Annotated in this window: 15 protein-coding genes and 1 tRNA gene; 7 read left to right on the top strand and 9 right to left on the bottom strand. The window is 64.4% G+C overall.

The window, feature by feature from the left end:
* Positions 1-90 precede the first annotated feature (90 nt).
* The 4 genes from L593_RS13675 to L593_RS13665 form a co-directional block, all read right to left on the bottom strand.
* Positions 91-2,118, bottom strand: coding sequence for a hypothetical protein (locus L593_RS13675; RefSeq protein ID WP_187292625.1), 2,028 nt, complete (start codon positions 2,116-2,118; stop codon positions 91-93).
* Between the two features lie 243 nt (positions 2,119-2,361).
* Positions 2,362-2,646, bottom strand: coding sequence for a hypothetical protein (locus L593_RS13670; RefSeq protein WP_020447564.1), 285 nt, complete (start codon positions 2,644-2,646; stop codon positions 2,362-2,364).
* Complete coding sequence (locus L593_RS16110; protein WP_187292624.1) at positions 2,639-2,776, bottom strand: hypothetical protein; 138 nt, start codon at positions 2,774-2,776, stop codon at positions 2,639-2,641. Before L593_RS16110 ends, L593_RS13670 begins: the two co-directional genes overlap by 8 nt.
* A 416-nt stretch (positions 2,777-3,192) precedes the next feature.
* Positions 3,193-3,264 (bottom strand) — tRNA-Ala (locus L593_RS13665).
* A 365-nt stretch (positions 3,265-3,629) separates the two neighbouring features.
* Here L593_RS13665 and L593_RS13660 point away from each other — a divergent pair.
* The 5 genes from L593_RS13660 (at position 3,630) to L593_RS13640 (ending at position 6,789) form a co-directional block, all read left to right on the top strand.
* Entirely contained in the window at positions 3,630-4,094 is a 465-nt protein-coding gene (locus L593_RS13660; RefSeq protein WP_020447563.1) for a 30S ribosomal protein S15, read from the top strand.
* Positions 4,095-4,106: 12 nt separating this feature from the next.
* Positions 4,107-5,288, top strand: coding sequence for a hypothetical protein (locus tag L593_RS13655; protein WP_020447562.1), 1,182 nt, complete (start codon positions 4,107-4,109; stop codon positions 5,286-5,288).
* Entirely contained in the window at positions 5,285-5,650 is a 366-nt protein-coding gene (locus L593_RS13650; RefSeq protein WP_020447561.1) for a KEOPS complex subunit Pcc1, read from the top strand. The genes L593_RS13655 and L593_RS13650 overlap by 4 nt, the downstream gene beginning before the upstream one ends.
* Entirely contained in the window at positions 5,647-6,282 is a 636-nt protein-coding gene (locus L593_RS13645; RefSeq protein WP_020447560.1) for a 30S ribosomal protein S3ae, read from the top strand. The genes L593_RS13650 and L593_RS13645 overlap by 4 nt, the downstream gene beginning before the upstream one ends.
* Before the next feature lie 81 nt (positions 6,283-6,363).
* The gene (locus tag L593_RS13640) at positions 6,364-6,789 is read left to right on the top strand and encodes a hypothetical protein (RefSeq protein ID WP_020447559.1); all 426 of its coding nucleotides are present in this window, start codon (positions 6,364-6,366) and stop codon (positions 6,787-6,789) included.
* Between the two features lie 18 nt (positions 6,790-6,807).
* On the opposite strand, the gene L593_RS13635 is transcribed toward L593_RS13640, so the two are convergent.
* Positions 6,808-7,224, bottom strand: a complete 417-nt coding sequence (locus L593_RS13635) for a plastocyanin/azurin family copper-binding protein (protein ID WP_049894171.1) — start codon at positions 7,222-7,224, stop codon at positions 6,808-6,810.
* 139 nt (positions 7,225-7,363) lie between these two features.
* Here L593_RS13635 and L593_RS13630 point away from each other — a divergent pair, with 139 nt between their 5' ends.
* Both L593_RS13630 and L593_RS13625 read left to right on the top strand, forming a co-directional pair.
* Positions 7,364-8,086, top strand: coding sequence for a protein sorting system archaetidylserine synthase (locus L593_RS13630; RefSeq protein WP_049894170.1), 723 nt, complete (start codon positions 7,364-7,366; stop codon positions 8,084-8,086).
* Between the two features lie 81 nt (positions 8,087-8,167).
* Positions 8,168-9,382 (top strand): HEAT repeat domain-containing protein, encoded by a 1,215-nt coding sequence (locus L593_RS13625; RefSeq protein WP_020447556.1) that lies wholly within the window; start codon positions 8,168-8,170, stop codon positions 9,380-9,382.
* 25 nt (positions 9,383-9,407) lie between these two features.
* Here L593_RS13625 and L593_RS13620 read toward each other — a convergent pair whose 3' ends face one another.
* From L593_RS13620 to L593_RS13605, 4 genes are read right to left on the bottom strand one after another with little or no spacing between them, the layout of a single operon-like run.
* Positions 9,408-10,148, bottom strand: coding sequence for a hypothetical protein (locus tag L593_RS13620; RefSeq protein ID WP_020447555.1), 741 nt, complete (start codon positions 10,146-10,148; stop codon positions 9,408-9,410).
* Entirely contained in the window at positions 10,145-10,618 is a 474-nt protein-coding gene (locus tag L593_RS13615; protein ID WP_020447554.1) for a hypothetical protein, read from the bottom strand. The genes L593_RS13620 and L593_RS13615 overlap by 4 nt, the downstream gene beginning before the upstream one ends.
* A complete protein-coding gene (locus L593_RS13610) occupies positions 10,611-11,528 on the bottom strand; it encodes a hypothetical protein (protein WP_020447553.1) in 918 nt (305 codons plus the stop codon). Before L593_RS13610 ends, L593_RS13615 begins: the two co-directional genes overlap by 8 nt.
* Positions 11,522-12,130 carry a hypothetical protein gene (locus L593_RS13605; protein WP_020447552.1) on the bottom strand — a complete coding sequence of 203 codons (609 nt, stop codon included), beginning with the start codon at positions 12,128-12,130 and terminating at the stop codon, positions 11,522-11,524. The genes L593_RS13610 and L593_RS13605 overlap by 7 nt, the downstream gene beginning before the upstream one ends.
* Between the last annotated feature and the right edge of the window lie 2 nt (positions 12,131-12,132).

The following is a 12,132-nucleotide window of genomic DNA, read 5'->3' as shown; positions in this document are numbered from 1 at the left end:
TATTATTTATATTTCAACTTTTAGGGTATATGTTGTTATTTGTTACCAGAGATATTTCAATTGGAAGCTAATATGGTTGCATCGATATCATTACTGGATGGGATACTGATCACCACAGTTCCAGCATTCCCATGTACTCGTCTCTCGATCGCCCTCATACTCGCCGTCGCTGCACCCCCAGCACTCTGGTTCCCACCAGGGAATCGGACGGTGGGGTACATCGACGAACGCCTCAATGATGTGCTCGCATCGGTCGACCGACGCGCCAGCACGTTCGGCGAGTCGATCGACGACGTCGCTCACTCGCGTATGCGAACCCTTCCAGAGCAGCTGGCCACAGGTGTCCGCAGCCATCTCGAGGATTCGGGTATTTCTCCGAATCCAATCCTTCAGGGCTTCGCCAGATAGTCGCGTCTCGACGAGCTGCACACCACCGCCACCGTCGTCGACGGAGTGGCGTTCGCCGTGCACAGTGATCGCGTCGAGTCGCCACGCTGGCGGACGCCTGAAGCTCACCATGTCCTCCTGAGGATCGTAATCAGCCCGCTCTTGGTGGACGAATTCGGCGATTCGGTCCGGATGAAGAGAATACCGCTCCTGCAGGAAGACGACGATGCGGGGAAGCGGGTCCCTGAGATCAGGAGCCCGTGACCACGCCGAGTAGACCAGTGGGTCATCGGGATCGGGGCGATAGCGTGGATCATGTTCGAGAATCCAACCGTCCTTCATCCACTCCGGACGGCGAACGCCCTCACCGAGACCACGGACCAGCAGCCGAATGTCTCGGTCGGTGATCGCCTTACCTTTGTCAGAGTCGTCGGGATTTCGAATCTCTCGACCTGTGCGCGTCGGCTGTTCGCCGACGGCGACCGCAGCGTCAGCTGACGGCCAGCGGTCGCGAAGCGAATCCTCGCGTTCTTCGTGCCAGTCCCGACCACCGTCAGCGACGGCCGTCGGGCCATCGTCCGTGCCGTGCTTCGCCTCGACGAGCGTTTGGGACTGGTCGATACCGTGCGGTGACCCGCACTCCGCACAGACGAGTTTCCGCTGTTGCCGTATCTCCTTCCGGCGAATCTCCTCCCCGTGGTCGAGGTCCTGGTCGCACTGCGAATGCTCGAATCGCTGCTTACAGGCGTCGGCTGTCGACGCTCGGCAAGCGGCATCAGATCGGGAGATCGTCTGAGCGTTGACCGCCCACATCGAGGCCGCGAACGCGACGTATGGCAACTCGCGTTCAAGCAAATCGGCGGGTTCGATGCTCGCATAGTCGCAGACGTAGGCAGCAAGATTGTCAATCTCGTCGGGCTTTCGAATCTCGGCAGTCCCGACGTCTTCCCGGTTCGCATCCCAGTCCTCGACGTCGAGATCGTGCGCGACCGGGCCAGCTGCGTCGCACGTCTCGACGTGCTCCTCGACGATCGGGCGGAGGTCCGACAGCTGGAGATCAGGCGAGTCGATCAGCAACACGATGTGCTCGTGCGGATAGCACTGATTTTCACCGTCGCCAGGGTGCGGTTCGACCCGTTTGTCGTACTGCCATTCGACGCCGAGGCTGCGGAAGTGATTCCGCATCTTGTGGTACACCGCCGTCCAGCTATCGCGCAGCTGGTCGGCGTGATCAACGGGACCGAGCTTGTACTTGCCCGGGCGAGAGGAGGCCGAACGAGTCAGCAACACCACGTTCGGATGCTCCATGATCCCGTCGGGAGACTCACCCGAGGGACGTTCACCGACGCCGACAACCTCGCGAAACCAGCCGTTCATCTCGGCGAATTTCTTCTTCTGGTACGACGGCATCCAGCGGTTATCGGCTTCAACGTCGTGCGTTGCGTGGCCGGGGTCGCCGGGGTATCCCCGCTCCAAGTGGAGGGTCGTGTTCCGGCAGTCCTCGTGTGACTGGAGCAACCGGACCACAGCCTCTCCCCACATGACGGGGTTCCGGCCGTCCTCTTGCTCGACGTCGAACCCAGACGTCCAATCTTCGGGCTTGTCGTCGAGCGAGTCAAGGTTAGCGCCATCGGGCAAGTCCTCGACCATCGGCTCGACGAACTCCTCGGACGTGTCCCGATCGAGTAGTTCGGGCCGGAGGCCGCGTTCGTGCTGGTGGGACAGCGGCATCCGAGCCATCTCAGGAAACTCGTTCCAGAACCGTTCGGACACATCGCCGGGCTCCGGCATTTCACGGTCTTCGTCGAACTCGACAGGACCGCCGTCAGCCCGGTTTACAGAGTCTATCTCATTGGTGAGCCAAGCCGCACCGCACTCCGCAGGCGGTTCGTCGGCCGGCTCCCCGCGGCCGTCAGCAGGTGCTACAGGCTCACCTTCGAACCGGTCGGCGTCGACGATCTCGCCGACCACGTTTCAGGCGTCGAGCTGCTGCCGGCGATGCCGGCGGCCGTGATCGTCGGGCCACTCGCCTCGAATGTTCTCGGGGCGGTTGTCCCACTTCTCACCGTTCCGGTGATCGGCGTGACGCGGATCGTCGGTGATCCAGGGCGAATCGAGTTCGCCACTGGCGAAGCCGGTGAGCCGTTGCACGTAGACGTAGCAGTCCCTGCCGAGTTCCGGGCTGTAGGCCCTGATGCGTACGTAGCCGTCAAGCGCGAACTCGACGCGAGGACCGACGGTAACGGTCCCCTCAGACATACTCTACTATCTCACCGTCATCTGTGTGAGTGCCGCAGACGACGACCGTCGTGCCGTCTCGGTCGATATACGCGACAGCGCAGTTAGTGCAGCCGCGACGGCCACAGCAGGGCTCCTCCGCGCCGATCATCGTGACCGACCTCCGGTAGCCGGTTCACGAACGGTCGGGCGCGTACGAGGCACGCACAGCTTGCAGGCGTCCTCAGACTCGGCTTCAGACCCGATTTCGTTGATGCACTGGGACCGGCAGAACCGGCAGCGGTACGAGCGCATCTGCCGCCAGTTCGTCATGGCCGGCACCTCCGATCGCCGACAGCTGGGCAGCGCTCAAGCTCGGCAGCAATCTCGTTGCCGCAGAACTCGCAGACCGGTCCGGAGACCGAGGGTTCACTCGCGCTGGAGCCCGACGGCGGCTTGGCCCGCCCCGAATCGCGGTGAACTCTGCTCCCTCCGGAGGCATCGCTAGAATGCTCTTTACCGAATTTCTCTGCTAAGAAGCGTTGTACTCCGGGGAGACGACCCCCGGCCACGGCGAATAAATTCCGATGGACTCGGCGGGATTTGAACCCGCGGCCTCCCCCGTGCCAGGGGGGTGATCTACCACTGATCTACGAGCCCGCACTCGAATTGTACTGCCGGGCCTGGTGATAAACCCCTCGAAACGAGTCCCCCGCGGCACTCGCTGACGCGGACGTGCGCGCCGAGATCACGTGGTTCGAGATCGGTCACGTCGAGGTCGTGCGCACCGAAGATTAGCCCTGTCACCGAGTAGAAACCCTTTAGAACGGTCCACGGGTACGGATCGTTGGGAACAGCACGGCCGCAAGTCTGACTCGCCGCCGCGTGTCTTCGCGGAGCGTCCCTCCGCCACGCACGGCTTGGGATTGCGGAAGTGCGCCCGGAAGCGGCTCGAATCCCACCACGCGGTGGGCCGCTCGCCGCAACCGGCTTTCGTGCGGTTGTGCCGTTCCTATCATCCAACAATGGCACGAATGCACTCACGACGCCGCGGCTCGTCCGGTTCCGACCGGCCCGCGGACGACGAACCTCCGGAGTGGAGCGACGTCGACGCCGACGCGATCGAGGATCGAGTCGTGGAGCTGGCCGAGCAGGGGTACGACCCTTCCCAGATCGGTCTCAAGCTTCGCGACGAGGGCGTGCAGGGCACGCCGATTCCCGACGTGAAGGCAGCGACCGGCTCCAAGGTCACCGAGATCATGGAGAACAATCACGTCGAGAACGACGTCCCCGAGGACCTCCGACACCTCCTCGAGCAGGCGATCCGCCTGAACGAGCACATGGAGGAGAACGGCCAGGACCACCAGAACCGCCGGGCCCTCCAGAACACGGAGTCGAAGGTCCGCCGCCTGGTCGACTACTACCGCGGCGACGAGATCGCCGAGGACTTCACGTACACCTACGAGAACGCCGTCGAACTCCTCGAGTAACGCCGAACATCGATGCCCGCAACGAGTCGCGCCGCGACGGACGCCCCCGACGCGAGCGACGCTGCTGCGTCGCTCCGGGAGGCACCGCTGGCGCGGCTGGTCGTACGCCGTGACGGCGACGCCGTGGCCGCGGCGAGCGTGCTCGCACGAGCACTCCGCCAGATCGACGTCCCGGTGCAGGTCTCCCCGACCGCGACCGAGCAGGCGCGAATCGAGCGCGTCGACGCAGGCGATCCGAAAGCAGTCACGGTTGCGATCGGCCCGGTCGCCGGCGCCGACGTCGCACTCGGCGGTGAGGATCGGCCGGTGTCGATCGCTACCGCGGAGATCGCCAGAGAACTCGGGGTCGAACCCGACGCGGAACTTGCGCTGGCTGGCGTCGTCGCTGCCGGTGAACTGCCGGCCGACGTGGCCCCGGCGCTGCTCGAACGCGCCAAGGCGAACGGCCTCGAACGGCGAGACGGCGTCGGGATCGCCACCGACGACCTCGTCGACGGGATCGCCCACTCGCTGGCGTTCCACGCGACGTTCTCGGGCAACACCGAGGCGACCGCGACGGCACTCGACGGAATCGGGATCGACGGCGACGTTCGCGAGACTGTCGCCGGCGACGAGCACCGAGCGCTCACCGACGAACAGCGCCGGTCGATCGCCTCGCTCGTCGCCGTGGCAGGCACCGAAAGCGACGCGCCCGAAGCCGCTGCCGACTCGATCGAACGGGTCATCCGACCCCACCGTCTGGCGGGGCCGGTGCCGACGCTGGAAGGCTACGCGGACCTGCTCTCGACGACCGCGGTCGTCGAACCCGGTCTCGCAGTCGCCCACGCAATCGGCGACCTCGCGGTCGACACCCTCGAATCGTCCTGGCGCGCGGCGAGCGTCGCCACCCACGGGGCGCTGGCCGACGCCGATCCTGCACGCTACGACGGCGTCGCCGTCTACGACGCTGAGGACGCGTCGCCCGAGATCGTCGCCGCACTCGCCCGGGATGCGCTGTCGCCGGAACCGGTCGCACTCGCGATCGGCACCGACGCGATCGGGCTGGCGAGCCGCGACAGCGACGCACCCGACCTGGTCGGCGCACTCGCAGACGCGGCGGGTGGCGACGCCGACGTCACTACGCGCTATGCAGTCGTTCGCGAGCCGACCAACGTGACTGAAACGGCCCTCGTCGAGGCCATCAGGGAGGCATGATGACGGGAGACGACCAGACCGAGACGACCGACGCCACGGAAGCCGTCATCGGGACTCGCCGCGCGACGATCACCAGCGAGGTCGACTCGCCAGCGACCGTCGCCGCCGCAATCGCACCCGACGACACCGAGGAGATCGACACCCGCGTCGAGGACGGCCTGGTCGTTTCCACGATCGAACGGGAGACGACCGGCGGGCTCGAAGCGACGATCGACGACTACGTCGTTGCACTGGACGTCGCGACTACGACGGCAGGACACGCCACAGTGGACGAAGCTGGCATCGAAGCAGCTATCGAGGAATCACAGACGGACTCCACAGCGGAACAGCTCGACGAACGACACGACACAGATTCACCATGAGCGAGCGATCAGTCTCACGACAACGACAGGAGAAGCGGTGGTACACCGTGCACGCCCCCGAGCAGTTCGACCGGGCGGAGCTCGGTGAGACCCCCGCGGACGAACCGGATCAGGTCCTCGGACGGACCGTCGAAACCACGCTCGGCGACCTGCAGGACGACGCCGGCGAGAACAACACGAAGCTGACGTTCAAGATCAACGACGTCGGCAGCGACGCGGCCTACACCGAGTTCATCGAGCACGAGCTCACGCGGGACTACCTCCGCAGTCTCGTGCGCCGCGGTGCCTCGAAGGTCGAGGCCTACGTCACCGTCCTCACGACGGACGACTACCGCGTGCAGATACAGCCCGTTGCGTTCACGACCAAGAAGGCCGACGCCAGCCAGGAGAAGGCGATCCGCCGCGTCATGATCGACATGATCGAAGAGGCCGGCGAGGAGCGCACCTTCGAGGCGCTCATCGACTCCATCGTCGAGGGCCGCCTCTCCAGTGCGATCTACGGCGAGGCGAAGTCGATCTACCCGCTCCGACGGGTCGAGATCCAGAAGGCCACCCTCGAGGCGCGCCCCGAAGAGGTCGCGGCCGAGGAAGAGGCCGCCGTCGACGTCGACGACGAAGACGTCGAGATCTAGTCGTTTTCGGACGACCGCATTCTTCTCACGCCCGGTGGAGGGCACAGCTTCAAGTCGGATAGCGCAGCGAACAATCGCTGCATGTCGACATCGACAGCATCCGGGTACCAGGTCGACGAAACGCCGACGAAAACGAAGCTCCTCACAGCCCTGTTCGCAATCGGTGGCGTGCTCTCGCTCCCGACAGGCATCCTCCTGCTCGGTGCGTCGTCGGCACCCGCGGTCGGAGTGGCTGGAAACGTAACAGGAATACTCACCGTCCTCGCGATCGGCACATTCGTGTTCGGGGGGATTTCCCTGACGTTGGCGTACGGTCTCTGGAACGTGCGGGCGTGGAGCTGGTATGGGACAGTGCTAGTAACCGTGTCCAGTATCGGGTTGAGTCTCTGGGTCCTTCTCCAGGCCGGGAGTCTACCGTGGTACAATCTCTTGATTGCCCTGGCCGTGCTCTGGGCGCTCTGGGACGACCAGGCTGCCTTCGGACTCGATCACCAGTTGCCAGTCTGAACGCACCCGCGACGGCGACTACTCCTCGACGACGATCGCACCCGCCATACTCTCGGACTCGTGCGGGATGCAGAAGTAGTCGTACCGACCCGGGACCTCGAAGGTGTGTTCGTAGGTCTCGCTGGGGCCGATGATCCCGTCGTTCTCGCGACCGGTGTTCCACGCCTCGCGAGCCGCCTGCTCGCTTTCGAACTCGCCAGTCGCGAAGAAGCTCGCTTCGGCCGGAATCGCGTTCTCGTAGGCCGTGATCGTGTGGCCCCGAGAGCTGGTGTTCTTCCAGACGACGGTCGTGCCGACGTCGACCGTCAGGTCGCGTGGTTCGAAGTCCGTGGGCGACATCCCGACGTCGTAGTCCTCCTCGAGAAAGCCCATACAGCCCGCCAGACCGACCACTGCAGCACTCCCCATCCCCGTGAGATACGCACGGCGCTCCATCGACGACTGATTCGCGGCGAACGATTATAGGGCGTCCGATACTGACCGACGGATCCCCACAGTATGGTGGGCGACGACCGGCCAGCGACCGCCCTCACGAACGAAAAGGGGTAAGGTGACCCCCGAGTACCGATTCGGTATGCGCCCGCGGTTCGTCGGTCGGACGGGACTCGCAGACGCCGTCACCGTGGCGAACGCGATCCTCGGCTTTCTGGCGATCGTCGTCGCCACGACGGACACGTGGACTGCCGCACGGTTACTGCTGCTCGCAGCGATCCTCGACGGACTCGACGGCGTCGTCGCCCGGTGGCGTGGCGGAACGGCCGTCGGGCCGTACCTCGACTCGCTCGCGGACGTCGTCTCCTTCGCGATCGCACCGGCAGTGCTCGTCTACGCCGTCGCCGCAGAGGAGTGGGGAATCGCCCCGCTCGAGAGCGCGGAACCCCGGGCCGTCGTTGCCTTCCTGTTGCCAGCACTGTTCGTCGGGGCCGCGATCACGCGCCTTGCGCTGTACACGGCCTACGATACAGACGAAGAGTACACCGAGGGCGTCCAGACCACGCTCGCAGCGACGCTCATCGGCGCCGCAGTGCTCACCGGAATCACCCGGCCCGACATCCTGCTCGTCATCACTGCAGCCTTCGTCTACCTCATGCTCTCGCCGCTCCGCTATCCCGATCTCCTGGCACGCGACGCGCTCGTGATGGGCGTGGTCCACGCGCTGGCGGTGCTCGTCCCGCTTGCACTCCAGCGTGCGTTCCCCTGGGCCCTGCTCTTCCTCGGACTCGGCTACCTCGTCTTCGGGCCGTGGCTCTACTGGCGCGAATCGTTTCCCCTCCCGATCCCGAGCGAGGAATCCTGAGACGATCGCGATCGATCGCCCCAGGAGCCCGAAACCACGCGAACGAAACGCTTAGAAGGAATCCGGCGAGACACACAGACAATGAGCGACGAGGAGCCCACCGTGGAGTCGTTGCGCGAGCGACTCGAGGCGATCGAGGCGGAGCTCGAGGCGGCGGAAACGGAAGACGACCTCGACGAGGTCGAGTCCCAGATCGAGTCTCTCGAGGCCGACGTCGAGGAGGCCGACCTCCCCGAACCCGAGGACGAAGACGAGACGCCCCCCGAAGAGGAGCTAACCGACGACATCGAGTCGGTGGCTGGAGACCTCGAGGATGCCCGTGGTCCCTACGCTGCGGACGTCGTCGCCGATCTCGAAGCCGCAGTCGAGACCGTCGAGTCTGGCGAGTGGACCGAGACCGGCGAGCAGCAGGTCGCCGACGCCGTCGGGTCCTATCTCGACGCCGTCAGCGAGTACGTCGACACGCCGACGCTCCACGGCGACGACCCGGAAGCCGCCGTCGAGGCCCTCCAGTCCGTCGCGACGGACGTCGAGGAGGCCGACCTCGATCCCGACGACGACGCCGAGACGATCGCCGGCCTCGTCGAGGCCACCGACGCGCTCGCCGAGGACCTCGACGACGCCGAGGAGTGGGACGACCTCACCGTTCGCCAGCAACTCGACGCCCAGGGCTACTACGACGTCCTCGACCACCGCAAGGACTTCCCGCCCGAGTGGGGCGCGCTCAAAGTCTACGAGAAGCGCGGCGAAGCCGAGCCGATCCTCCTCGCGCTCGATACTTTCGACTCGGACTTCATGGAGGAACACTGCATGGAGGCCCTCGAGCGGATGGGCCCGGAGGAGGCCCTCGACGAGATGCTCGCCCGTGCCGGCAAGCGCGACAAGCAGGCGATCCGCGTGCTCGGCACCATCGGCAGCGAGGAGCCCGTCGAGACGCTGCTCGACTACGTCGACGCCGACGTCGGCCTCCAGAAGGTTACCTTCCAGGCACTCGGCAAGATCGGTAGCGAGGACGCCGTCCAGCCCCTCGCGGACCAGCTCGTCTCCGACGACGCCGAGGTTCGCTCTGCTGCTGCTCGCGCACTGGGCCTGATCGGCGACACCCGCGCGATCGATCCGCTCGGTGACGTCCTCGCCGACGAAGAGGAATCCGGCTCCGTTCGCGCCTCCGCCGCGTGGGCGCTCGTCCAGATCGGGACCGAGGACGCCCTCGACACCGCAAGCGAGTACGTGGACGACCGCGAGTATCTCGTGCAGGCCGAAGCGGAGAAGGCGCAGGACGCGACGGCAGCCTGAGGCCGATTTTCCGTCCGATCAGCCGCTAGATCCCTCGATACGTGAGTTCGAGAGGGACGACGCGAACGTAGGCAGTATCGACGTCGGTGCACTCCGCGGTCGTGCCCGACACCGACCACCCGTCCTCATCCTCGAAGTACGATCGCCACGCGGTTTCGTACCCGCTCCCACCGAAGTCGATCGTGACGTTGTACGGTGGAGAGCCGACTGGTGAATCATGTCGGGCTTCGGCAATCGTCGATTCGTCCTCTCGTGGGCCGGAGGCCACCAGCGATAGCGAACCGTCCGTCGAAACGGACCGGGACGGACCATCGATCGACACCAGGGAAACGACAGCGTGCTCGTCACGACAGCTGAATCTCGGGGGCCGGCTCACGAGCTGCGAATCAGGTCCATCGCTCCGGATGACTGCGCCGGATTGATAGACGATCTCCGTTCCCGTTCCACGACCGTAGACGAGTGCTCCGTCGACCGTCGTCGGCGAGCCGCCGTCGATCCTGGCGGTGAGTGACGCCGAATCGTTGACCGATAAGGTTCGTCCCGAGAGTTCGAGATCGATGGCACGCTGTGAGCCCCTGCCAGCCTGGATGTCGTCGAGTGCGACCGCCATCGCGCCGAACGCACGCTCGGCGCTCCGGTCGGTTTCCGATTCCTGAATCTGCGTGATGCTACCGAATCCTGCCGTGTACAGCAACCCGACGGAGGTGATCACGATCGAGAAGATCAGGACGAATGCGATGACCTCGCTGACTGCACGATCGGTCACGCGTCCTCACCCCGAATCGTTACCGTATCGTTGGTCCAGTACTGGATCACCACACGACCGCCCTGCGCACTGCCGTCCTGTACGGTGACTCCCGAGGGAACGCCTATCGGCACCTGAACGCCGATGTCACGGCCCGACGCGTTCAGGAAGAGACAGCCATCGTAGCCCGACTCCTCGAAACACGACGACCTGTCGGTGAGCTCGACGCGGTAGGATCCGCCGACGGAGCTGCTCGGCTGGCGCGAGTGAATCGTCACGTTACCGTTCGACTCCAGGCCGCTCGTCGTCGCGGTGACGATTTCGGTGGCGTGGCGGTCGCCGATGGATCGAAGCTCCTGATTGCCGGTCGACCGTCGCTGGTCCTCGAGCATGTTTCCAGCGCCGAGGAGTAATCCGGCGATGAGGATCGTGGTGATCCCGATCGTCATGACGTGGGTGACGGTGATGGAGACCGCACGGTCGTCAGTCATAGACGTCGATCACCCTGGATTCGCTCTCGACGGTCGCTCCGGGGGTGTCGTAGGTGAAAGAGTACTCGAAGGACCAGACGGCCTCGGTTGGCGTCGGCTGACTTCCGGCTGCACCGTAGGCCGGGTACGAAGTCAAGTCCGAGTCAGTTACAAATTGATACGTGCCGGCGACCTCGTCGCCGCCGGTGAACGTCATCACGTATCCCGGATTCGTACCCGCGAAGAGGTCGAACTGACAGCTATGGTCCTCGAAAACGACCCCGTGCGTGACGTCTATCCGGACTGTATTCGACGTCACCGGCACGTCAGAGCACGTCGTTCCGGTACTCGTCGAAATAGCAACCTCTGAGCCGGACTCCGGGGTGATCGTGAGCGAGCGATTTGGCCCACCGACCGAATCGACGTATACGGTGAATGGGTCGCCAGTTCCACTGGCGGCATAGTCGATCGTCATCAGGAACCCGCCGATATCACCTTCTTGCCCAAGTGGAATCGGTTGCCAGGTCGGATTGCCAGCGACTGAGGTGAAGCCACTCGACTGATTTTGAGACACGAACGTTCCACTTTCGTTAATGGAATCGTAATTCACCGAAACGAACGCACCACCAGATTCCATACTACGATTCTGCAGGATAGGTTCCAGATTCGGGATGGTATTTGTGTCAAGAGTGTTGTTCTTGGAACTCGCAGTCTGTCCGTAGTCGTCATTCAGTGACCGTGCGGAAGAAGCAATGGCTTCACCCACCTCCTGCCCGGAAATGGCCCCGTCTTTCGCCGTCTCGACGGTCCCCTCCGAGCCGACTACCTGGGTGAACAACGCAGTATTGACCACGAGCACGAGACCCAGGAGCACAAGTGCAATCGCTACGGCACCAACGAGGATCAACTGACCGCGATCTCGCGTTACCATAGCACCAATCGCACCTCCACGACGTTCCAGGTCGCTCCCGTCGATCCCGGGTGTCGCTCGATGACCGGATCTCCACAGCCAGCGACCGACTGTCCAGCCGCGTTGGCGGCAGTGATCTGCTGTGACTCGGTGAGCGTGATCGTGTACGAGGTACTCACCACCTCGTCACCCGGAGTCCCCTGATAGATCACGCGCGTGACGTTCTGACCACTGCCGGTGTCGTAGACCAGCAGCAGATTGTACCGCGTCCCTTCACCGAACGTTCGATTCAGGCTCTCGCCGAGATCCTCGACTGGCGCGACGTCGTTCGCGTAGCCCTGGTTAGGTACCCAGGCCCCCGATTGCATATCCGACGCCATCGTGCCGGTCGAGCAGTCCCAGTACCGGGCCAGTCGGGAGAGTTCGCCTTCGTTGGCCGCCGTGACGAGCACGTCGTTGGCCTCCTGTTCGAGTTGCCCCTGGACGTCGCGGTCGAGCGCCCCGGCACTCGTCGGCGTAATGACGACCGACTGCAGGGCGAACAGCACCGCAGTCACGAGCAGGAGCGCAGCGATCAGCGATTCGAGCGTGTAGGCCTGCCCACGGTCCCCAGATCCTGCCATCG

Source organism: Salinarchaeum sp. Harcht-Bsk1 (assembly GCF_000403645.1).
Lineage (GTDB): Archaea > Halobacteriota > Halobacteria > Halobacteriales > Salinarchaeaceae > Salinarchaeum.
The sequence above is the reverse complement of the archived record's forward strand: the minus strand, read 5'-3'. Positions and strand labels throughout refer to the sequence as shown.